This window comes from Candidatus Pelagibacter sp. Uisw_106, from assembly GCF_047724975.1.
GTDB lineage: Bacteria > Pseudomonadota > Alphaproteobacteria > Pelagibacterales > Pelagibacteraceae > Pelagibacter.
The window spans coordinates 851,444-873,115 of record NZ_CP159819.1 but is presented as its reverse complement, the minus strand read 5'-3'; the positions used below and the strand labels follow the sequence as shown (position 1 = coordinate 873,115).

The following is a 21,672-nucleotide window of genomic DNA, read 5'->3' as shown; positions in this document are numbered from 1 at the left end:
AATACAGTATTATGAAAAAAATTATTATTATTGGTGCTGGAGCAATGGGGTCAGCATTCGCTGTACCATGTTTAGAAAATAAAAATGACGTAACGCTCATCGGTACTCATCTAGAGGATGATTTAATAAATAAAATTCAATTAAATAATAATTTCCATCCAGCCTTAAATATTGAATTACCATCAAAATTAAAGGTAGAAAAATTTGAAAAATTACAATCAATACTTGAAGGTGAGGTAGATATAATTGTTGCTGGAGTTAGCTCCGTAGGAATTGAATGGTTTGTTAATCAAATATCAAAAAATTATAAAAAAAATCTTCCAATTATTTTATTAACAAAAGGTTTAGCCATAGAGGGCAATGAATTAATAACACTTTCAGATAAAATTAAAAAACTTCTTAAGGAAAAAGGTCATGGAGAAGTAAATATTTCAGCAATTAAAGGACCTTGTTTAGCAGCAGGCCTTGCATATAAAATGAGAACAGGAACAGTTATCGCAAACCCAGACATCAAAGAAACAGAAAAATTAAAAAAAATTATATCAACAAATTATTATTCAACGGAAGTGTCAGATGATTTAACTGGCATTGAGTTATCAGGTGCAATTAAAAATATTTACTCAATGTTAATTGGAGCATCTAAAGGATTAAGTAATTCAAAAGCACCTAAAGAAATTCAATCTAAATATTATTTAAATACATCAGCCTCATTAATTCATAGATCAATTTCTGAAATGGTTGAATTTGTTTCTTTCTATGGGGGTAGAGCAGACACAGTTTATGGTCTAGCTGGTTTAGGTGATTTATATGTAAGTGCAATAGGAGGAAGAAATAGTTTGATGGGAAAATATTTAGGTGAAGGATATCTATATAAAGAAGCTAAAGAAAAATTTATGAAAAATATTACAGTAGAGGGTGCGCAACTCGCATTAGAAATTGGACCTAAAATTTTACAAGATCTTAATTCTAAACATTTTCCATTAATGTTTAGTATGCTAAACACTATATGTGAAAATAAGAAATTAGAAATTCAATGGTAAAAAATATATTAATATTTGTTTTTATAGTGCTTGGAATGGTGGTTATTCTAAATTTTAGTGATTATAATTTAAAAAGAGCTGTCGACGCCTGCCTAGCTGGAAGTCAAAAATTATCCAAATCAAAAATTACAGATCTTGAAGAAGCTAAAAAATTTTGTGAAGAAGAAATTAAAAAAAATAGAAATTAAAAAGAGACCAGTAAATGAAGTCAAATTGGAATTATCCAACAACCATGTGGGTTGGAAAGGATAGGATTAAAGATCTAAGTATTGCTTGCAAAAATTTAAACATTAATAAACCATTGTTAGTGACTGATAGTGGTCTTGCTAAATCAAAAATTGTAATCAATGTTCTAGAGAATTTAAAAGAAGGTGGTATTTCAGCTGAATTATATTCAGATGTTGTGGGTAATCCAACTGGCACCAATGTAACTGAGGGTGCTGATTATTATAATAAAAATAATTGTGATGGAGTAATAGCTTTTGGAGGGGGTAGTGGCTTAGATGTTGGTAAAGCTATTGCATTTATGTCAGGCCAAACCTTACCTATTTGGGATTTTGAAGATGTTGGTGATAATTGGACTAAAGCGAACTCTGAAAAAATTGCACCAATTATTGCTGTACCAACAACTGCTGGAACAGGATCGGAAACAGGACGAGCATCTGTAATTTTAAATGAAGAAACCGGTGTAAAAAATATAATTTTTCATCCTAAATTTTTACCTTCAATAGTTATTTTAGATCCAGTATTAACACTTAGTTTACCTGCAAAGATTACAGCTGCAACTGGTATGGACGCGCTAGCTCATAACTTGGAAGCATATTGTGCACCAGGATATCACCCAATGGCTGATGGAATCGCTTTAGAGGGTATGAGGCTAATTAATGAATGGTTATTTGAAGCATTTAACAATGGATCAAATATTGAAGCACGACAAAATATGTTAACAGCAGCAAGCATGGGATCAACAGCATTTCAAAAAGGGTTGGGGGCAATTCATTCATTAAGCCATCCAGTAAATGCTTTAAATAATATTCATCATGGTTTATCCAATGCGATATTCATGCCTTACGTATTAACTTTTAATAAAGATGCAATTGAAAAGAAAATAATAAAGATTTGTGATTATTTAGAACTTAAAGAAAGATCTTTTGATGGTTTTGTTAACTGGGTCTTAGATTTAAGAAAAAAACTAGATATGCCGCATAAATTATCAGAAGTGATTGATGAAAAGGATTTTGATATTGATAAATTATCAAAAATGGCCTTAGCTGATCCATCTACTGGAGGAAATCCGAAAAAATTAACTTTAGATGATATGAGGATAATGTACCAGCACAGTATGACGGGTGAACTGTTTAAATGAGTGATTTAAATATTTTAATTGTTGAAGGAAATATTAGAGAAGATAGTGAGTTTTTTATTAAAGCAGCTGGTGCCTCTGCAGCAGATAATTTAAAAAATTTAATTTTAAAGATAGAGCCATCAACAAATACAGAAATCATAAATCCTGGTCATGATGATGAGACAACGAGTGCTCTAAAAAATATGAGTAAATATAATGGCATTGTGTTTACTGGTGGTGCAATGAGAATAAATGATATGACAGATGTCATTAAGAAACATATCAATTTTGCATCTAATTGCTTTAATCATAAAAATAAGATTTTAGCAATTTGTTGGGGACTACAAGTCTGCTCAACAGCAGCTGGGGGTAAAGTAAATCCTGGAAAAAATGGTGCTCATATTGGAATTGCATCAGATGTAATTATTAACAATGAAGGTGAAAAACACTTTATATACAAAGATAAAAAAAAAGTTTTTACCTCACCAGCATTCAATTTTGATGAAGTAAGTGAATTGCCAAAAAATACTACTCTTTTATCAAGTGACAAAGTTAACAATGTAATGGGTGTTAGCTTTAATGCAGGAAGCTCAGAAATTATCGGCTTACAATATCATCCTGATTATGAATATTTTCAGATGCTTAATCTTATTAATGGTCGTAAAGAGCGATTATTTGTAAATAAAAATTTTTTAAATGAAGAAGAGTATGAAAATCATGTCTCATATATAAAATCCGAAAATGAATTATTGAATTTCAATGATAGAACATATGAAGTTAGAAATTGGCTAAATTATATAAAGAACTAATTTTAAAATAGACCTTCAATTTCACCATCTTTATTCAGCTTAATCGAGTCTGCTGCTGGAATTCTTGGTAGTCCAGGCATAGTCATAACAGCACCACATATCACAACAATAAACTCTGCTCCTGAAGAGAGTTTAATTTCTCTAATTGGCAAAGCATGACCTGTTGGTGCGCCTTTTAAGCTTGGGTCTGTTGAAAAGCTGTATTGTGTTTTTGCAATACAAATTGGGAAATCTCCGTAACCTTCATTTTCAAAGCTTTTTAATTGATCTCTAATTTTAGTATCAGCAATAACCTCATCTGCTCTATAAATTTCTTTTGCAATTGTTTCTATTTTTTTAAATAGAGGAGTTTTACTTTCATATAAAAATTTGAATTTATCTTCGTTTTTCTCACATAATTCAGCAACATGGTTTGCAAGCTCTTTTGTGCCTTCACCACCATCTGCCCAGTGGGTACAGAGACTTGCTTTAACACCAATAGTGTCACAAAATTCTATTAAAGCCTTTACTTCATTATCTGTATCTTTAATAAAATGATTAACAGCTACTGCAACCGGTAAACCAAATTTTTTAACATTTTCCACATGTCTTTGAAGATTAACTAAACCTTTTTTTAAAGCTTCTACATTTTCTTTTTTAAGATCATCTTTTGCTACTCCACCGTGCATTTTTAAAGCTCTAATAGTTGCAACAATTACAACGCAGCTAGGTTTTAAATCTGATTTTCTACATTTAATATCAAGAAATTTTTCTGCACCAAGGTCTGCACCGAATCCTGCTTCTGTTACAACATAGTCAGCAAGTTTTAGCCCAGTCTTTGTTGCAATTACAGAATTACAACCATGTGCAATATTAGCAAAAGGTCCACCATGAATAATTGCAGGATTGTTTTCTAAAGTTTGAGTAACATTAGGTCTAATAGCATCTTTTAATAATACAGTCATTGGACCGTGTGCTTTTAAGTCTTTAGCGTAAACTGGTTTTTTATCTCTAGTATAGGCAATTGTAATATTTCCTATTCTCTTTTCTAAATCTTCTAAATCATTTGATAAGCAAAAGATTGCCATGATTTCAGATGCAACAGTTATATCAAAGCCATCTTCTCTTGGAAAACCGTTTGCAACTCCACCTAAGTTAATATTTATAGATCTTAAAGAACGATCGTTCATATCCATTACTCTTTTCCAAACAATTCTTCTAACATCGATATCTAATTTATTTCCCCAATAGATATGATTATCAATTAATGCTGATAACAAATTATGAGCTGATGTTATTGCATGAAAATCTCCAGTAAAATGTAAATTAATTTGTTCCATTGGAACCACTTGAGCATAACCACCACCAGCTGCTCCACCTTTCATTCCAAAAGAAGGCCCAAGGCTTGGTTCTCTTAAACAAACAATAGATTTTTTTCCAATTTTGTTTAATCCATCATTTAAGCCAACTGAAGTTGTAGTTTTACCCTCACCAGCTGGAGTAGGAGTGATCGCTGTTACTAATATAAGTTTTCCATTTGGTTTATCTTTTAAAGTATCTAAATATTCTAAGTTAATCTTTGCAATGTGTCTGCCCATTGGACTAAAAGCTGAGCTTTCATCTGGTACATTTATCTTGGCTAAAATATCATTTATAGGTTGCATTTTAGCTTCTCTAGCTATTTGAATGTCTGACTTAACTTCGCTCATTTGAAACTCCTATAAGATTTATTTTTTAATGCTCAATTGATATCCTATTTTAATTTTTTGGAAACTTCTAAAAAATATATATAAAAAAAATAAGAACTATTTATATTCGTTTGTATAAAATTATTTTATGCAAAAATATTCTATATTTAATTTAATCAAAAATGCTTTCTCTGGTCATCAAAATTGGGATTTAGCCTGGAAAGATCCTACTCCTAAAAAAGAGTATGATGTTGTCATAATTGGTGGTGGTGGCCATGGTTTAGCTACCGCATATTATTTAGCAAAAGAGCACAATATTACCAATGTCGCCATTATTGAAAAAGGATGGATAGGTGGTGGAAACATTGGAAGAAATACCACAATCATTAGATCAAATTATATGCACGACGATAATGCTTTGTTCAGTGAGTTTGGAATGGATCTGTGGAGACGAATGAGCCAGGATCTAAATTACAATGTAATGTTTTCTCCAAGAGGAATTATTAACCTTGCTCACTCTGATGCTCAAATGAATGTTTACACAAGAAGAGGAAACTCAATGCGATTAAATGGTATCGATGCAGTTTTATTAAATAGAGAAGAGGTAAAAGAAATTATTCCAATGGCTGACTTTTCTGACGATGTAAGATTTCCTATATTTGGCGCACTAATGCAACCAAGTGCTGGAACAGCAAGACATGATGCTGTTGCATGGGGTTATGCACGTCAAGCAGATTCAATGGGGGTGGATATAATTCAAAATTGCGAAGTAACAGGCTTTGATGTTGTAGGTGGAAAAATTCAAGGAGTTAGAACTTCGCGTGGAGATATTAAAGTTAAGAAAATTGGACTATGTGTTGCAGGTAGTACAAATATTTTAGCAGAAAAATTAAATATGACAATACCAGTTGAGACACATCTTTTACAAGCTTGTGTTTCAGAGCCAGTTAAACCTGTTTTAGATAGAGTTGTAACTTTTGGTGCAGGCCATTTTTACATAAGTCAGTCCGACAAAGGTGAAATGGTAATGGGAGGAGATTTGGATGGTTATAATAGTTATGCGCAAAGAGGAAATCTTCCTACACTTCAACATGTTTTAACAGAAGGAATTGCAATGATGCCATTTCTTAGTAAATTAAAAATGCTTAGAACGTGGGGTGGGATAATGGATATGTCTATGGATGGTTCTCCCATAATAGATAAAACTCATATTGAAGGATTATATTTAAATTGTGGATGGTGTTATGGTGGCTTTAAAGCGACACCTGCATCAGGATGGACATTTGCACATACAATTGCTCAAGATAGAGTTCATAAATTAAATGCTGGATATAGTTTGAGTAGATTTAATACAGGTCACTTGTTAGATGAAAAAGGACTTGGAACCAAAACATGGATCTCATAAATGCTTCATATTAAATGCCCTCACTGTGGGATGAGATCTCAAAATGAATTTTCATATGGTGGCGATGCAACTGTTAAAAGACCAGAACTTAATAAGGAAGTTTCAGATCAAGATTGGAATAATTTCGTCTACAATAGAAAAAGCTTAAGAGGAAAACACAAAGAGCTATGGCAACATATATCAGGATGTAGACAGTGGATTAAAGTAGAAAGAGACACCGCAACTCACGAAATATTTAAAACAGTTAAAGCAAGCGAAGATATTTAATATGACGCAAAATTATAGATTAGATAATATAGGACTAATAAATAGAGATAAAAAAATCTCATTTAAATTTAATGGTGTAACTTACTTTGGTTATGAGGGTGACACCTTAGCATCAGCATTACTTGCTAATGGAGTTCATTTAATAGGAAGAAGCTTCAAATATCATAGACCTAGAGGGTTTTTTGGTGCAGGGGTTGATGAACCATACGCAATTGTTCAATTATATAGAAATAACGAAACTGAACCAAATGTAAAAGCAACAGAACAAGAGCTTTTTGAAGGCTTGGAAGCAACAAGTGTTAATTGTTGGCCAAGTGTTAATTTTGACATCGGTGCTATCAATAATTTATTAAAAGTATTTCTTCCAGCAGGATTTTATTACAAAACTTTTATGTGGCCAAAAAGTTTTTGGTACAAAGTTTATGAACCATTTATAAGAAAAGCTGCAGGACTTGGAGTTGCTTCAATTGAACATGATAAAGAAAGATACGAACATAAATATGAATATTGTGATTTACTAATTGCAGGTTCAGGACCTTCTGGGTTAGCAAGCGCATATGCTGCTGCTAAAAATGGAGCAAGAGTAATCTTAGCAGAAGATAAACCTAGATTTGGGGGAACTTTATTAACAAGTGAAGTTAATATTGGAAATCAAACAGGAAAAGAATGGGCAGAAAATATTATTTCTGAACTTAAAGAAATGCCTAATGTTATTGTTAAAAATAGATCTCAAGTATTTGGTTACTACGATCATAATATGTTAGTGATGTCAGAAAAATTAAGTGATCACCTACCTAAAACTAAAAAATACAATCCTAAACAAAGACTTTGGTATATTAGAGCTAAAGAAGTTTTAATCTCATCAGGGTCAATTGAAAGGCCTTTAGTATTTGGAAATAATGATACACCAGGCGTGATGCTGTCTTCTGCAGCAAAAGAATATTTAAAAGTCTATGGAGTTCTAGTTGGTAAAAAACCTTTAATATTTACAAATAATGACAGTGGATATGAAACGGCAATAGAATTTAAAAAAAATGGTGTTGATCCGATTATTTTAGATACAAGAAAAGAACCTAAGTCAGAGATCATAGATGAAGCAAAAAAATTAGATATTCAAATTAAATTTTCTTACGTAGTAGTTGCTGCTAAAGGATATAAAAAAGTTAAATCTGCTGAGGTTGCTAAAATTTCAGATGATAAAAATGAATTAGGAACTTTAGAAAATATTAATTGTGATTGTATTTGTGTTTCAGGTTTTTGGACACCAACAATTCACTTAGCGTCTCAGTCAGGAAACAAAACTACCTTCAATAAAGATATAGATGCGTTTGTACCTGGACTATCAAAACAAAATGAAACAACATTAGGTGCTGCAAATGGAACTTTTACTTTAGAAGAAACTTTAAAAAAATCATTTGAAAGTGGATATGAAATTTCAAGAAAAATTACTAATAATAATAACAAAACATCATCACCAACAGTTATGGAGAAAAAATCAACTACACATGATAAATTTTGGTGTGTACCTTTACCTAAAGGCAAAACATATAAAAGATTTTTAGATTTTCAAAATGATGTAGCTGTTTCTGATGTAGAAATTGCACTAAAAGAAGGTTATCGTTCTATTGAGCATGTAAAAAGATATACAACTCTAGGAATGGCCACAGACCAAGGAAAAACAAGTAACCTCAATGGTTTGCAACTAGTTTCAAATATAGAAAATAAAATAGTACCAGAGGTAGGTCATACAACTTTTAGACCTCCATACACACCAGTTACCATTGGTGCAATTGTTGGAAGAGAAGTTGGCAAACATTCTAAACCAACAAGAAAATCACCAATGCATACTTGGCATGAAAAAAATAATGCAGTGTTTGTAGATGCAGGTGTTTGGTTGAGACCAAGATATTACAAAATTGGAGAAGAAACTTTACTTGAAGGTTCAAAAAGAGAGGCTAAAAATGTTAGAACAAATGTGGGTGTATGTGATGTAACTACTTTAGGTAAAATTGATATTAAAGGAGCTGATGCAGCAGAATTATTAAATCGAGTTTACACTAATGCTTGGTTAAAACTGCCAATTGGTAAAGCAAGGTACGGTGTAATGTTAAGAGAAGATGGAATTGTTATGGATGACGGAACAACAACGAGAATTTCTGAAAATCATTACCATATGACAACAACAACAGCACAAGCAGCAAATATTTTATCTCATCTTGAGTATTATTTACAACTTGTATGGCCAGAACTAAATGTAAATGTAATATCAACTACAGAACAATGGGCAGGAGCTGCAATTGCTGGGCCAAAATCTAGAGACTTATTACAAAAACTATTTCCAAATATTGATGCTACTAACGAAGGTTTACCTTTTATGGGGTATCAAGAAGCTGATTTATTTGGAGTTCATGCACGAATTTTTAGAATTTCATTTTCAGGAGAGCTTGCTTATGAGGTTAATGTCGAATCTGACAATGGAAACTTTATGTGGGAGAAAATAATGGAAGTAGGACAAGAATTTAAAATTCAACCTTATGGAACTGAGGCTCTATCAACATTAAGAATTGAAATGGGTCACATTGCAGGATCAGAACTTGATGGTAGAACCATTCCTTATGACAATTCTTTAGAAGGATTGGTCAGTAAAAAGAAAGACTTCATAGGTAAACGCTCATTAGATAGAGAAGCATTTATAGCAGAAGATAGACAAAAAGTAGTAGGTGTTGTTCCAATTGATAAGAAAACAAGTATCCCTGAAGGGTCTCATTTAGTTAAAGATGCAATGGCTCCGATACCAAATCCTAAATTAGGATATATTTCTGCATCTTGTTGGAGTGTTGAATACGATAATCCATTTTCATTAGCAATTCTTAAGGATGGAAAAAATATGATAGGACAAAAACTATTTGCAATGTCACCTTTAAAAAATAAAACAATACCAGTAGAGATAGTTTCATCCCATTATGTTGATCCAAAAGGTGAAAGGGTAAGATCATGAGTTCAATTTCTGCATTAAAGAATACTCATATCAAAGGACTATTTGGTGACCATGAAGGAAAAAATGATAATGAGTTTTTAAAAGTAAGTGAATTAAGTGATTTTTTAATCATTCAAATAGTTAAATATAAGAGTTCCTTAACAGCTATTGAAAATATTAAGTTAGATGATCTGAACTTAAAAAATGAAGCTCTAAATATAAGCTGTAACGCTAATACAAGAATTTTATGGAATGGCCCAAATAACTGGCTTTTAGTTTCTTCAAAAAAAGAAATTTTAAAAGAAATTAATGAAAAATTAGTTGATACAGATTTTGCTATAACAAATATATCTCATAGCAGAGCAATAATTCAAATAGAGGGAAAAAATACAAAAGAGATATTAAAAAAGGGATGCCCTTTTAATTTTAATGAATTAAAAAAAAATACCTGTCTAAATTCAACTTATAACGAAATGTCAGTTACAATTGATATGCTTGATGACAATCCAGACAAAGTTAGAATATTCACATTAAGAAGTTTTGGTGAATCTTTTTATCATTCAATTACTGATGCTTGCTTAGAGTTTGGCTATAAAGGGGTTTAAAAATTTATTGCTTTCTTGTTGCAATATAAACACCAAGAGTTGCCACAGCAAAACCAATTAGATCTAAATTATTTAATTTTTCATTTAAAAATAACCATGCCATTATTGCTGTAGTTGGTGGTATTAAAAAAAATATAGAAACAGTTTTACTTGCTGAGTTATTTTTGATTAAAAACATTAAGATTGTAAATGCCCCAAAAGATACAAGAAATATCTGGTGACTCATTGCTATTAAGAATGTGGATGTAAAATTAATATAAGGTTCACTAAAAATTAAAATAATTATTATGTGAAAAAGACAACCACCTATTGCTTGATACATATTGCTGACAGACAAAGGTAAATCATTGCTTATTTTTTTTTGCCACAACGTAGAAGTTGTAATAGCTATCAGAGCAACAAAAGAAGCTATTACTCCAAAAACAGGAAGGCTTGACCCAATATCAAAACCCAAAACTAAAGCAGCTCCAATAAATCCAAGGATCACACCAATCCATTGTTTGAAAGTAACTTTTTCATCTAAAAATTTTCCTGCTAAAGCATTAGTTAAAATTGGTTGCAAGGTAACAATTAATGCAGCAATACCTGTTGGCATTCCGATTGAAACTGAATAAAAAACACCTCCCAAATAAATACCATGAAAAAGCACCCCACTGAAAAGTGACTGTAGAAGGTTCCTAGTGTTAGTTAAGATTTTTTGCTTTGCATAAATTGAAAAAATAAAGAAACCAAAAGCTACAACAAAAAATCTAAAGGCTAATGCTGAAAAGGGATCACTATTGTCTATTATTGGCTTTGTTGTCACAAAAGCTGAGGACCATAAAATAATAAAAATGAACGGGTAAACTTTAATCATTTTTGTCTTATAAGGTAAATTTATACTCACTTTTAGTTATTATTAACCAAAATGAGTATATTTGACCTTGAGTTGCTTATAAAAATGCATAAACAATACTTAAGGGGTGTATATGATACTAAATAAAATAATTATTAGCGCATTTGCTATGTGTTTTCTTACTGGATGTTTGCAAAATACTGCATTTTTAGGACCAGCTATGACAGTTGCTAGCACAGGAAATGTATATCAAGCTGGGCTGTCTTATGGATCTAGTCAAGCTATAAAAAAAATGACAGGAAAAACACCAACTGAAAATGTTAAAAGTTTTTTAGATAGTAATAATACCACAGTTAAAGAAGAAGAAATTCATGATGAATTTTTTGTGTTAGTTAAAGATAAAATTGAAAAAAAAAGCAATATCTTAAACCTAGCTAATCAGTAATATTCAATAAAAGTTGTTCTGATTGCCCAGTTTCTTTACACCATAGCTCATAACTTTCACACATTCTCCATAAAAAATCAAAAGCTCGCTGAGAAATTTCAAGTGGAAAAGAACTTTTAGCATAATATAGTTCTGGATACTTTATTAACTGTTTTACTGTGGCATCTTTCTGTACGTTTAAAAGTTTAATAGTTTCATCTGGTATTTTCTCTCCACTATCTTTATCAATAAATTTATTATTTTTTAAATATTCAAACCAATCATCATGAAACTTACCTCTGCTTATTTCTTCATATTTTTTTGTGCCTATAAAACCCTCAATGGCATCTATGTTAGAAATATCTAAATTATTTTTTTTAATATCAGCTATATCTTTATAAATAACTTCAGCTAAATAAATAACATAAGGTTTTTTGACTTTAGGAAGCATCCTTTATTTTCTATATTTTGCCATAGCCGCATTGGCTAATATTAAATTTGGATCTAAATATAGTTTTGATATTTTTACATTTTTCAATGATTTAAATGCAAAGATAGCTATAGGTAGTTCTGTACAACCCAATATAATTTTCTTACAATTATTTTTAACTAAATAATTAATAGCTGGTTTAATAGATTTTTCAGCTAGTTTTATATTACCCATTTTGACATGCTTGATAGTTTTATTGACTGATTTAATTTGTAAATCATGAATAGGTGTAATTAATTTATAGTTATTTTTAAATAGTTTTTCATATATCTTTGTTTTTAACGTTCCTTCCGTAGCAAGAAGTCCAATCTTTGAATTTTTTTTATAAATTTTTTTAGTATATAAAAAAACTTCTTTAGGCATATTTATGATTGGAATTCTTATTTTTTTTTTTAAATCTTCATACCAATAATGAGCAGTATTACAGGGTATGACAATAAATTTACAACCACTTTTCTCGAGTGATCTGCAACCCTCAAGTAAGCTTTTAAGAACCTTATTATATTTTAAATTATTTTTTAAATTTCTAGGAAGGTCTGTAAACCTTTTAGCCTGAACACCAATTGACTCTGGTCTTCCAGGTATATTGGACTTATTATAAAGCATGAAAAGAGGGTACTCTTGATCAATCTTGCCTCTATTAAGCATTGCTAGCTTGTTGCAAAAATCAAGCCCAGCTTGTGTTCCCATTCCTCCTAATATGCCAATCATAATTATTAATACTTTTTAATATTGTTATAAATTTGTTCTGCTTTCATTTTACAAGGGTTGATTAATACCCCTCATGAAGACTAAAACCAAGCAACCATTTATTGTGTGTGATGAATGTTTTGAACCTGGTTCAAAAGATATAAAATCACCTTTTTTAAAAATTTTTCCATCTGGATCAGTTAGTTCCCCATCTAACATCAAAAATTCCTCAAAGCCTGTATGCATATGTGGTAAACTTTTTGCATTTGGTTCCATCTTTAAAAGATAGGTTCCATTACCACCATTTTCTTTATTATAACTAATTTTATGCCAGCTCATTCCAGGCACAACAACCCCATAATTATCAAATGGAGTGAATTCAACATCGTAAAGGTTAGTTATTTTTCTATTTGTCATACTTGTCAGTTACTTATTATTAAATTGTTATATCTGATGATTATTAATAAAATATAAATATGCAAGATATATTTATCGAAGATGTGGGAAGTGGTATTCCACTGGTATTAGTTCATGGTTTTTTAGGATCCTCTGAGATGTGGACTTTACAAACTGACTTTTTTAAAAGGAATTTTAGAGTTTTAGCTCCAGCACTACCTGGTTTTGGAAAAAGTAATAAAGTCAAATCATGTAATTCAATTGAAAGTATGGCCAAATCCATATTGACAAGTTTAGAAAAAAAGAAAATAGAACGTTTTTATTTATTAGGTCACTCAATGGGTGGCATGATTGTACAAGAAATGGTTAAGTTAGCAGATGAAAAAATCTTAAAGTTAATTTGTTATGGTACAGGACCTAGAGGAAATATACCTGGTAGATTTGAAACTATAGATGTTTCTAGAGAAAAGCTTAAAACTAATGGACTGGATAATACAGCTTATAGAATTGCAAAAACATGGTTCATTGAAGGGGAAAAATCTAAATATTTTTATTTATGTAAAGAAGCGGGTAAGCAAACTTCTTTAGAGGCCGCGGACAATGCACTTGTTGCTATGAAAAATTGGAGTGGTATTGAAAATTTAAAAAATATTAAGAACGAAACTTTGATAATTTGGGGAGATCAAGATAAAGCCTATAACTTAAATCAAGTAGAAACTTTAAAAGAAAATATTACAAATAGTGATCTTAGAATAGTTGATGGTTGCTCTCATAATGTTCATTTAGAGAAGCCGGATGAATTTAATACAATAGTGAGTGAATTTCTTAAAAAAAACTGATTGGTATTGGCTGAAATATTTAGCTAAATAATTAAAAAATTAATTTAATTAAAAAATCGCAGCCAATAGAAAGTGTGAATATTATGCAGTTTTTAAATTTACCGCTGAAGGACCTTTTGGACCATCTTCAACTTCAAAAGTCAAAGCTTGACCTTCATCTAAACCGTTCATACCAGCATCTCTAACAGCTGAAACGTGAACGAATACATCTTTTTCTTTATCTTCTCTTTCAATAAAACCAAAACCTTTAGTTGGATTGAACCATTTTACTTTTCCTTGTAGACTCATATTTATCTTCTTACTTTTTATTGTGTTACTTTTATTACTTATAATTAAGTAATTCACGCTTTGTTTAGATTTATTGAGGTTTTGTCAACTAAATTTAAAAGATTAAATAATTAAAGACTTATTTGTTGCTTATTAGCATGGTCATATAAATAGAGTTGATATCTTTTCTATAATGAGAGAAGGGCTCACAGGGCTCAAAACCACACTTACTAAATAATTTTCTAGCAGCTAAAAAGAAGTCACCAGCACCTGTTTCTAAACTTAATCTTTTAATATTAAGTTTTTTTGCCTCATTAATTAGATGATTTATGACTTTTGTGCCATTTCCCTTGCCTCTAAAATTGTCACTAACCCTTATAGATTTGAATTCACCATGTTCTTTATCTAGGAATTTTAATGCACCGCTACCCATTAAGTCATTTTCTTTCCATAGGCTCCAAAATTTAATAGATGGGTCTTTTAATCCAGCTATATCAAGTACGTGAGCACTTCCTTCAGGTGATACAGATCTTAACTCAATGAAATGATTGATGAGAAACTCATGAACTTCTGGATTATCAAAATTTCCTTCGATTGATTTTAACATTTGAGTAATATCTACTTAAGAAGGGTTGTTAGGTGTCCCATTTTTCTTTTTTGTTTAATTTCTTTCTTAAGATAATCAAAGAAAAATTCATTTTCATTGTGTTCTTTATTTCTGTAATTAGTAATTTGGTCACCAATTATATTTGTCATCATTGCATTCGATATTTTTTTAAGAGGTATTTGTTCTAGCTTACAAACTGCTCTTACATGATTTTCAAATTGACTTACATTATATGCGTTAATTGTTAAGTGCCCAGAGTTATGAACTCTTGGTGCAATCTCATTTACATAAAGGTTGTCATTCCTATCAATGAAAAATTCAACACATAAAGTTCCAATATATTTTAATTCTTCAGAAATTTGAGTTGCCCACAGATTTGATTGCTCTAATATTTTATCACTAATCTCGGCTGGAATTTTAGAATTTCTTAAAATTTGATCTTCATGTACATTTTCAATGGGTTCATAAATTTCATATTTCTGAATATCAAACCTTGTAATAATTATTGAGATTTCTTTCTTTAATTTTACTAATTTTTCTAAAATATAACCTTTTGAATAATCAATATTAATCGAATCTAAATTTTCTAAACTACTAATTAGGTGTTGCCCTTTGCCATCATACCCTAGTGTTGTAGTTTTAAGTATACCTGGCAGTAAATCTTCAACTGAGTCTATATTAGATTTTTTTTCAATAGATACATACTGGGTAGTTCTTATATTTAGATTATTGATAAAATCTTTTTCTGCTAATCTATGTTGAATTATTCTATTTACAGAAGGTTTTGGTAAAACAGGCTTTATCTTATTAATTTCATTTAATGTTTCATATGGAATATTTTCAAATTCATAGGTGACAACATCAACTTTATTCAAAAACTCATTAATCTTATTTTGGTCATTATATTCACCATGTACAAAATCATTAGAAAAATTTTGTGCAGGAGCATCAATATCATCACAAAAAATAACTGTTTTAATTTCTAGTTTATTTGCAGCAATAGCAAGCATACTACCTAGCTGACCTCCACCTATAATTCCAAGAGTTGGTTTAGACATATTTTAAAACTATTTTGGTTTTTTTTTAACAGACTTGCTTTGACTTAAACGGAACTGGTTTAATTTTTTTTTGACAGTCAAATCACTAAGACCGATAATAGATGCAGCTAACAAAGCAGCATTAATTGCACCATCTTCTCCAATTGCTAATGTTCCAACAGGTATTCCTTTTGGCATTTGTGCAATGGATAACAGGCTATCAAGTCCTTTTAGCTTTTTACTTTCAATTGGAACTCCTAGTACAGGTAGAGATGTAAGAGCTGAAATCATTCCTGGTAAATGTGCAGATCCACCAGCTCCAGCAATAATTACTGCGATACCATTTTTTTCAGCATTAACAGCAAATTCATACATTCTCTTAGGGGTTCTATGAGCTGATATAATTTTTGATTCAAATTTTATATTTAATTTTTTAAGAATATTTTGGCAAAATAGCATGGTTTTGTAGTCAGATTGACTACCCATAACAATCGATACTTTTTTTAATTTATTTTTAGTCATTTGTTGTAATTTTATTCTAACGTAAATTGTTATTTCAAATTAAGTCTAAAATTTCAATAAAATTAATAGAATTTATCTATCTTATTGATATTCTTTAAAACAAATAAGATCACAATGAATTTTAAAATTGATAATTTACAATATTGTAACTGGTCTAGAGAAATCTTTCAGATCAATAAACAAGCAGGACTGGATGCAATCCATGTAACCATTGTTTATCACGAAGATTTTGATGAGCTAAAAACAGTATTAAAAAACTGGGAAAATCACTTTTCAGAAAATTCTGACTTAATTTTTCATGGCAAAAGTTTTAAGGATATAGAGAAAGCTAAATCTGAAAATAAAACTGCAGTTTTTTTTGGTTTTCAAAATTGCTCACCTATAGAAGATGATATTGGATTAGTTGAAAAAGTTTATGATTTAGGGTGTAGGTTTATGCAGCTTACTTATAACAATCAGTCCTTACTAGCGACAGGATGCTATGAGGCAATAGATAGTGGGGTTACTAATTTTGGCAAAGAGGTAATTGAAGAAATGAATAGACTAGGTCTTGTAATAGACATGTCTCATTCAGCAGAAAAAAGTACAATTGATGCAATCGAGATAAGTGAAAAACCAATTGCAATAACTCATGCAAACCCATCATTTTGGCATCCAGCTAAGAGAAACAAGTCAAACGAACTGCTAAAAATTTTATCTGAACATAAAGGAATGTTGGGTCTATCTTTATATCCTCACCATTTAAAAGGTGGAACTGGTTGTTCTTTAGAAAGCTTTTGTGAAATGACAGCTAAGACAGCTGAGATTATGGGAGTTGAAAAAATTGGAATTGGTTCAGATCTTTGTTTAAACCAACCAGATACTATTGTTGAGTGGATGAGAAATGGTACTTGGACTAAAAGCAAAAATTATGGAGAAGGATCAAAAAACAAACCTGGTTTTCCAAAACAACCTGATTGGTTTTTAGATGCAAGAGGATTTGAAAACTTAGAGTCAGGACTTAAAAAGGTTGGTTTTTCAGAAAGTGAAGTTAATGGAATTCTTGGAAACAACTGGTACAATTTTTACAAAGAAATGAACCAATGAATATCTCCTTAAGAGACCCTAATGTAGTAATGAAATTATCAAGGCTAGGGTCTTTTCATCAATCTAAACTTTCATTTTTAAGAAGTTTTTTAAAAGAGTTTAAAGATTGGGATTATAAAAGAGATTTATTTGAATTAAATGAACATGGTTATGGTACTGCAGTTTATTCATTTAAGAAAAAAAATAGAGTGTATTCATTAATTTGTTTTGCAAATGAATTGGATGAAAATGAAAGATCAGACAGGGTTATAGCTACTAAATGGGATGCAGCTTTTACACTTTTTGATGGTGTTCCTTTAAAACGAGATATTGAAAGATTACAAAACGAAGTACCAAGACAAGAGTTTGGCAGACTTTCGTATAAAGAGTTAACCCTTTCAAGAGCCAATAAATCAGTTAGAGTTTTCAATCATGTGGTTGAATGTTTAAGCGAAGGTAAGCAGCCTGATAATGATTTATTATCTAGTGTTGGTTATTTATATAGAACAACTGCAGTTTATGGGTCAGGTAAATTTGGCTTAGCAGATAGGTTTAGAATTAAAGACCGAGAAGAAATATACGGGCCTTTTAGATTGGAGATGATGTTGGTTTATTTAGTTAGGCAATTTACTTTTGATCAGGTTAATCACGTTGCAAAAAGTAAGAACCCAAAAAAAGCTGTAAGTCTTGATGTAAATATTTGTAAAAGCTTAGGAATAGGAAATTCTACAGGGTTAGGAATGGCTCCATTTATTGTTAACCATCCAACACTTTTAAATAATTGGATTTCAGCAAGAGAGATTTCTTTAAAAAAGGTAAGAGAAATAAAAACAATATCAGAGAAAGACAAAAACTTATTTTTAGAATGTTTAAAAAAATCAATAAAGAATATCACTTCTTGGAATACTGAAAGCGAATATCAAATAAACAAGATTAAATCTTTATTAAAAGATCTTAATAAATTTATTATCTACCTAGATAACGATTTTAATTTTGAGCAAAATTATGCTTTTAATGAATTATATCTTTATTTAGAAAAAGAATATTGTGAAGAATGTATTGAATATGTTGTCTCAATGATGATGGAACCTTATGACGATATAACGTCTCCGCTAATTAAAGAAATGAGTTCTGAAGAAGAAAAATATTTTAATATTCCAACAGAGCGAACAGTAGAAGACTTAAAGCTAATTTTAGAAAAAAAATATCCAGATATCCTAACTATAGATTTTACTAAAGATGAAAATAATTTAAATTTTTGGTTTATTTCAAAAAATAAAGAAGAGCCTAGACTAGCAAATAGATTTGATGAAGTGGGCGCTGAGTTAGAACAACCTCTAGCAATTGCAAGAGACATTAAAAAACTTTATGAATTGTTATCGGTTACTAAAAATAGCTGGACTATTGCTAAATTTTTATCGACTAACAATGAATTAAGACACGTTGTTAGGAGAGCATTTATAGTAGAAAAATTTCCTTATTCTGAAATACAAGATAATACCATTGGTCAAAAAATAATGCCTATTGATATGCTGAGATTAAAGTTATCATTTTTTGGAGCATTAAAATTTGATCCACGTTCTGATAAATGGTTAAGAATATGCATGTTTCAAGGAGCACCCCTACCAGAGCAATTAAAAAACTATGATGAACATTGGGTTTATAATTAATCAACATGAGATCATTAAGTGAAATAGATACAGTTTCTAAAAGATCAAGCAAGGCTGCTGGATATTCATGGGGTATAGCAGAAGAGATTGGAAGAAATATAAGACTACTTGAAATTTTTAGCTTACCTGGAATTAAAAACTTAAATAGTTTTTTTAAGAAAAAAAAAGAATTAAGGTTAGAGAATATTAGCATCATAAAGCAAGACAATGAGGCTAGTAAAAATGAATATTGTCCAATAATTGCAGGGGTAAATTTTTTAGATCAGATTAAAACTTTAGAAGCTTTAAACGAGATAACGTTTAAAAAAGTCTCATATCCATTACTATTTCTACCATTTGTAAGTAGGGCAGCTGAGGTGATTGGTAAAAGAATATTCTTAAAAATGGATGACTGGGAGTTTTTATTAAACTTTAATAACAATATTTATTCTAATTACACTAAAAACGAAATCATCGAATCTGCTGAAAATATTTATTTAAAAGTTTTAGAAAACAGAGACTCGTTTGAAGAAAAAGAATGGAATGAGCTCTATAAGCTTTCAGAAGAAACGTTTGTTGAAGAAAATGAAAGCCTAAAACAAGGTGGAGCGGGCGCTGGTCTCACTGACAATGACTAAAGACTTTGATGATCAAACTAATAATGATGAAGAAGTTCTTCAATTAGATAATTTTTGTGAAGAGTGTAAAAAAGAAGACCCGAGTGTTTCTCAAAATTTAATTTTAGCAGGATTTAAAACCTGTAATTCTTGTAAACTTTCAAAAACTATATTTCCAATTTAACTTATTGTAGATGAGTAGCTTCCGAATAGTTGGTTAATAAAAAATAAAAATAAAACTATAATTGGACCCAAAACAATTAATGATGATTTGAAGTAACTTTCAAATTTTAAGATATGATTAATCCCAATTATAAGTGATACGTTATACCAGATATATGGAATAAATATAAAATATAGAAGCTTAGCATCAACGATAAAAGCATTAAGTATTAATGGTGCACTCGCATAACCAACTGTCACTAGTATTTTTCTATAATTACATTTTGTTCCTTTACTAGGAAAAAGAACAACTCCTACAAAATATAAATAAGCAGTTTTTATTAACCACACAATAATTGTCGTAACCATAACAGATCTTATTGAAGGCCCTTGAATATTGTTGGAACCAAAAACTCCACCCATAAATTTTAAAAAGATTGAGCCTGGTATTAGGCCAATTATTGCAGTTATTAGAATAATTATGATTGAAAAATATATTGCAGCTTCACCAAAGTTCTTATTATCTTTGTAAAGAGTTTTATCTAATTTAATAGACCGAACAATTATATTTAAAAATTGACCAAACATTATTTATTTTTTCTGTTCTTCTGTGCTTTGTAAGAAACAAATAGTGGAAAGAGTATTAAAGCAATTACTATTATTATGCAAACTACGATTAGGAATGTTTTTGTCATTATAAATTGTCACTTTAAGTCTATATTTTAATAATAATTTATCAATAATCAGTTTCATACTACTTGTTAGTATTTGAAACCTGTTAAATTTTAAAATTTAATATATGAACATAAATTATATTCTTTAAAATTAATGATTTTATCTTCTAAAAAATACGGATTAAAAACTATTGCAGTGCTTAGGAGTATTAGGGGAGTGGGCGCTTTGTTGTTAGCTGCTACCTTATTGTATGTTTCTTTTTATAAGGAAGAAAGTATTGAAATTAACACTAGCTTAATTAATGAGAATAGATTTTTTGAACAAATTACTCATTGGTTTCCACAATTAACCCAAGAACACTTTTTTGTCTTTGCATTCATAGCTTTGCTTATGTCTATTACTAGGTTTGTAGAAGCATTCGGGCTTTGGTTTGAAAAGAATTGGGGCAACTATCTTACAATTACCACAGGATTAATTACTTCTGTTATTTTGTTTATTCAATTAATGAATGAATTTTTGTGGATTGTCTTATTTTTTTTATTAATAAATTTACTAATTGTTTGTTACTTACTTTTAATAGTAAAAATGAATAAAGTCTCTAAGAGGCAAAAAGCTTAACAGCCATCTCATAGCACTTTTGCTGATGTTCTTTAGAGCCGGCAAAATTATTATCCTCTAAAAAAGGTTGTTTAACATAGTGAGCATGAGCACGTATAGAATCTCTAAATTCTAATTCATCCATTTTTTTGAAAGTATTTGTTTTATCTCTAGCGGCTGCTTTTAGATGCGGGGCTGTTAAAACATCAAAGTGTTTTTCAAGCTTCTTGATTAACATTAGATTTATCAAATATTTTATATAGTTTCTTAACTAATGATAGGCGAAAAGGTTTTTCATTAAATCTTTCAAAGCTATAGCTTGTAAGTTTTTTCATGAGTTGCTGAACTGTTTCATCAGTTGGATGATCTTCTATAATTTTTTTTTGATGTAATATTCTTTCATTAGCCATTCGTAAAAAAAATTTATTGTACAAAGTATTGATTGATGGAAAGTAGTCATAGAATCTAGAGTGATTAATACTCAGCTTCTTTAAAATTTTCCTCATACTAGGTAATTGACCTTTTGATTCCTCCGATAACTCTCTAAGATCTGATTGTAAGATTTGATCCACCTTCTTTTGAGAACGTGCTTGCTTAGGTACCTTAATTTTTGAAGGTTTTTTTAATTCCATAAGGATGAATGTTTATAGATTCTATTTAAATTTAACAGATGCAAAACAGACCA

The 21,672-nt window shown here is 30.2% G+C and carries 27 protein-coding genes; 15 read left to right on the top strand and 12 right to left on the bottom strand.

Translation table 11 applies throughout. The features are described from left to right. The first annotated feature begins 11 nt into the window (after positions 1-11). From ABXT45_RS04905 to ABXT45_RS04890, 4 genes are read left to right on the top strand one after another with little or no spacing between them, the layout of a single operon-like run. Complete coding sequence (locus tag ABXT45_RS04905) at positions 12-1,040, top strand: 2-dehydropantoate 2-reductase N-terminal domain-containing protein (RefSeq protein ID WP_415312992.1); 1,029 nt, start codon at positions 12-14, stop codon at positions 1,038-1,040. Next, positions 1,034-1,228 (top strand): hypothetical protein, encoded by a 195-nt coding sequence (locus ABXT45_RS04900; protein WP_415312991.1) that lies wholly within the window; start codon positions 1,034-1,036, stop codon positions 1,226-1,228. The genes ABXT45_RS04905 and ABXT45_RS04900 overlap by 7 nt, the downstream gene beginning before the upstream one ends. 14 nt (positions 1,229-1,242) lie before the next feature. Beyond that, entirely contained in the window at positions 1,243-2,406 is a 1,164-nt protein-coding gene (locus ABXT45_RS04895) for an iron-containing alcohol dehydrogenase (protein ID WP_415312990.1), read from the top strand. Beyond that, the gene (locus ABXT45_RS04890) at positions 2,403-3,194 is read left to right on the top strand and encodes a glutamine amidotransferase-related protein (protein ID WP_415312989.1); all 792 of its coding nucleotides are present in this window, start codon (positions 2,403-2,405) and stop codon (positions 3,192-3,194) included. Before ABXT45_RS04895 ends, ABXT45_RS04890 begins: the two co-directional genes overlap by 4 nt. A 2-nt stretch (positions 3,195-3,196) precedes the next feature. Here the strand turns inward: ABXT45_RS04890 and ABXT45_RS04885 are convergent, their stop codons facing one another. Next, positions 3,197-4,882, bottom strand: a complete 1,686-nt coding sequence (locus ABXT45_RS04885; protein ID WP_415312988.1) for a formate--tetrahydrofolate ligase — start codon at positions 4,880-4,882, stop codon at positions 3,197-3,199. 127 nt (positions 4,883-5,009) lie between these two features. Between ABXT45_RS04885 and ABXT45_RS04880 the strand changes: the two genes are divergently transcribed. The 4 genes from ABXT45_RS04880 to ABXT45_RS04865 are packed head-to-tail and all read left to right on the top strand — an operon-like array spanning position 5,010 to position 10,115. Next, the gene (locus ABXT45_RS04880; protein WP_415312987.1) at positions 5,010-6,266 is read left to right on the top strand and encodes a sarcosine oxidase subunit beta family protein; all 1,257 of its coding nucleotides are present in this window, start codon (positions 5,010-5,012) and stop codon (positions 6,264-6,266) included. Next, the gene (locus ABXT45_RS04875; RefSeq protein WP_415275150.1) at positions 6,267-6,533 is read left to right on the top strand and encodes a sarcosine oxidase subunit delta; all 267 of its coding nucleotides are present in this window, start codon (positions 6,267-6,269) and stop codon (positions 6,531-6,533) included. A 1-nt stretch (position 6,534) separates the two neighbouring features. Further along, complete coding sequence (locus ABXT45_RS04870; RefSeq protein WP_415312986.1) at positions 6,535-9,531, top strand: sarcosine oxidase subunit alpha family protein; 2,997 nt, start codon at positions 6,535-6,537, stop codon at positions 9,529-9,531. Further along, positions 9,528-10,115, top strand: a complete 588-nt coding sequence (locus tag ABXT45_RS04865) for a sarcosine oxidase subunit gamma family protein (RefSeq protein ID WP_415312985.1) — start codon at positions 9,528-9,530, stop codon at positions 10,113-10,115. The genes ABXT45_RS04870 and ABXT45_RS04865 overlap by 4 nt, the downstream gene beginning before the upstream one ends. 4 nt (positions 10,116-10,119) lie before the next feature. Here the strand turns inward: ABXT45_RS04865 and ABXT45_RS04860 are convergent, their stop codons facing one another. Further along, the gene (locus ABXT45_RS04860) at positions 10,120-10,971 is read right to left on the bottom strand and encodes a DMT family transporter (RefSeq protein ID WP_415312984.1); all 852 of its coding nucleotides are present in this window, start codon (positions 10,969-10,971) and stop codon (positions 10,120-10,122) included. A 112-nt stretch (positions 10,972-11,083) separates the two neighbouring features. On the opposite strand from ABXT45_RS04860, the gene ABXT45_RS04855 reads away from it, so the two are divergent. Next, on the top strand, positions 11,084-11,395 hold the full coding sequence (locus ABXT45_RS04855; protein ID WP_415312983.1) for a hypothetical protein: 312 nt from the start codon (positions 11,084-11,086) through the stop codon (positions 11,393-11,395). Here the strand turns inward: ABXT45_RS04855 and ABXT45_RS04850 are convergent. The 3 genes from ABXT45_RS04850 to ABXT45_RS04840 are packed head-to-tail and all read right to left on the bottom strand — an operon-like array spanning position 11,385 to position 12,971. Beyond that, on the bottom strand, positions 11,385-11,825 hold the full coding sequence (locus ABXT45_RS04850) for a hypothetical protein (RefSeq protein WP_415312982.1): 441 nt from the start codon (positions 11,823-11,825) through the stop codon (positions 11,385-11,387). The two genes, ABXT45_RS04855 and ABXT45_RS04850, sit on opposite strands and share 11 nt — an antisense overlap. A gap of 3 nt (positions 11,826-11,828) precedes the next feature. Continuing rightward, positions 11,829-12,575, bottom strand: coding sequence for an aspartate/glutamate racemase family protein (locus tag ABXT45_RS04845; RefSeq protein ID WP_415312981.1), 747 nt, complete (start codon positions 12,573-12,575; stop codon positions 11,829-11,831). A 48-nt stretch (positions 12,576-12,623) separates the two neighbouring features. Next, positions 12,624-12,971: a cupin domain-containing protein gene (locus ABXT45_RS04840; protein ID WP_415312980.1), complete on the bottom strand. Its 348-nt coding sequence runs from the start codon at positions 12,969-12,971 to the stop codon at positions 12,624-12,626. Positions 12,972-13,030: 59 nt separating this feature from the next. On the opposite strand from ABXT45_RS04840, the gene ABXT45_RS04835 reads away from it, so the two are divergent. Continuing rightward, positions 13,031-13,789, top strand: a complete 759-nt coding sequence (locus ABXT45_RS04835) for an alpha/beta fold hydrolase (protein ID WP_415312979.1) — start codon at positions 13,031-13,033, stop codon at positions 13,787-13,789. Between the two features lie 81 nt (positions 13,790-13,870). Here the strand turns inward: ABXT45_RS04835 and ABXT45_RS04830 are convergent, their stop codons facing one another. The 4 genes from ABXT45_RS04830 to purE all read right to left on the bottom strand — a co-directional run bounded on the left by ABXT45_RS04830 (position 13,871) and on the right by purE (position 16,222). Then, complete coding sequence (locus tag ABXT45_RS04830; RefSeq protein ID WP_006998008.1) at positions 13,871-14,077, bottom strand: cold-shock protein; 207 nt, start codon at positions 14,075-14,077, stop codon at positions 13,871-13,873. A gap of 118 nt (positions 14,078-14,195) precedes the next feature. Beyond that, positions 14,196-14,663, bottom strand: a complete 468-nt coding sequence (locus ABXT45_RS04825) for a GNAT family N-acetyltransferase (protein WP_415312978.1) — start codon at positions 14,661-14,663, stop codon at positions 14,196-14,198. Positions 14,664-14,674: 11 nt separating this feature from the next. Continuing rightward, complete coding sequence (locus ABXT45_RS04820; protein WP_415312977.1) at positions 14,675-15,721, bottom strand: 5-(carboxyamino)imidazole ribonucleotide synthase; 1,047 nt, start codon at positions 15,719-15,721, stop codon at positions 14,675-14,677. A gap of 9 nt (positions 15,722-15,730) precedes the next feature. Then, complete coding sequence (purE, locus tag ABXT45_RS04815; RefSeq protein ID WP_415312976.1) at positions 15,731-16,222, bottom strand: 5-(carboxyamino)imidazole ribonucleotide mutase; 492 nt, start codon at positions 16,220-16,222, stop codon at positions 15,731-15,733. 114 nt (positions 16,223-16,336) lie between these two features. On the opposite strand from purE, the gene ABXT45_RS04810 reads away from it, so the two are divergent. From ABXT45_RS04810 to ABXT45_RS04795, 4 genes are read left to right on the top strand one after another with little or no spacing between them, the layout of a single operon-like run. Beyond that, complete coding sequence (locus ABXT45_RS04810; protein ID WP_415312975.1) at positions 16,337-17,308, top strand: membrane dipeptidase; 972 nt, start codon at positions 16,337-16,339, stop codon at positions 17,306-17,308. After that, the gene (locus ABXT45_RS04805) at positions 17,305-18,957 is read left to right on the top strand and encodes a hypothetical protein (RefSeq protein WP_415312974.1); all 1,653 of its coding nucleotides are present in this window, start codon (positions 17,305-17,307) and stop codon (positions 18,955-18,957) included. The genes ABXT45_RS04810 and ABXT45_RS04805 overlap by 4 nt, the downstream gene beginning before the upstream one ends. A 5-nt stretch (positions 18,958-18,962) precedes the next feature. Next, the gene (locus ABXT45_RS04800; protein WP_415312973.1) at positions 18,963-19,574 is read left to right on the top strand and encodes a DUF3726 domain-containing protein; all 612 of its coding nucleotides are present in this window, start codon (positions 18,963-18,965) and stop codon (positions 19,572-19,574) included. Further along, positions 19,567-19,737, top strand: coding sequence for a hypothetical protein (locus ABXT45_RS04795; RefSeq protein ID WP_415312972.1), 171 nt, complete (start codon positions 19,567-19,569; stop codon positions 19,735-19,737). The genes ABXT45_RS04800 and ABXT45_RS04795 overlap by 8 nt, the downstream gene beginning before the upstream one ends. Here ABXT45_RS04795 and ABXT45_RS04790 read toward each other — a convergent pair. Further along, a complete protein-coding gene (locus tag ABXT45_RS04790; protein WP_415312971.1) occupies positions 19,734-20,303 on the bottom strand; it encodes a YIP1 family protein in 570 nt (189 codons plus the stop codon). The two genes, ABXT45_RS04795 and ABXT45_RS04790, sit on opposite strands and share 4 nt — an antisense overlap. Before the next feature lie 240 nt (positions 20,304-20,543). Between ABXT45_RS04790 and ABXT45_RS04785 the strand changes: the two genes are divergently transcribed. Next, positions 20,544-21,008, top strand: a complete 465-nt coding sequence (locus ABXT45_RS04785; RefSeq protein ID WP_415285052.1) for a DUF2127 domain-containing protein — start codon at positions 20,544-20,546, stop codon at positions 21,006-21,008. Here ABXT45_RS04785 and ABXT45_RS04780 read toward each other — a convergent pair. Beyond that, positions 20,989-21,225 carry a hypothetical protein gene (locus ABXT45_RS04780; protein WP_415312970.1) on the bottom strand — a complete coding sequence of 79 codons (237 nt, stop codon included), beginning with the start codon at positions 21,223-21,225 and terminating at the stop codon, positions 20,989-20,991. The two genes, ABXT45_RS04785 and ABXT45_RS04780, sit on opposite strands and share 20 nt — an antisense overlap. Then, complete coding sequence (locus ABXT45_RS04775) at positions 21,206-21,619, bottom strand: TetR/AcrR family transcriptional regulator (protein ID WP_415312969.1); 414 nt, start codon at positions 21,617-21,619, stop codon at positions 21,206-21,208. The genes ABXT45_RS04780 and ABXT45_RS04775 overlap by 20 nt, the downstream gene beginning before the upstream one ends. Between the last annotated feature and the right edge of the window lie 53 nt (positions 21,620-21,672).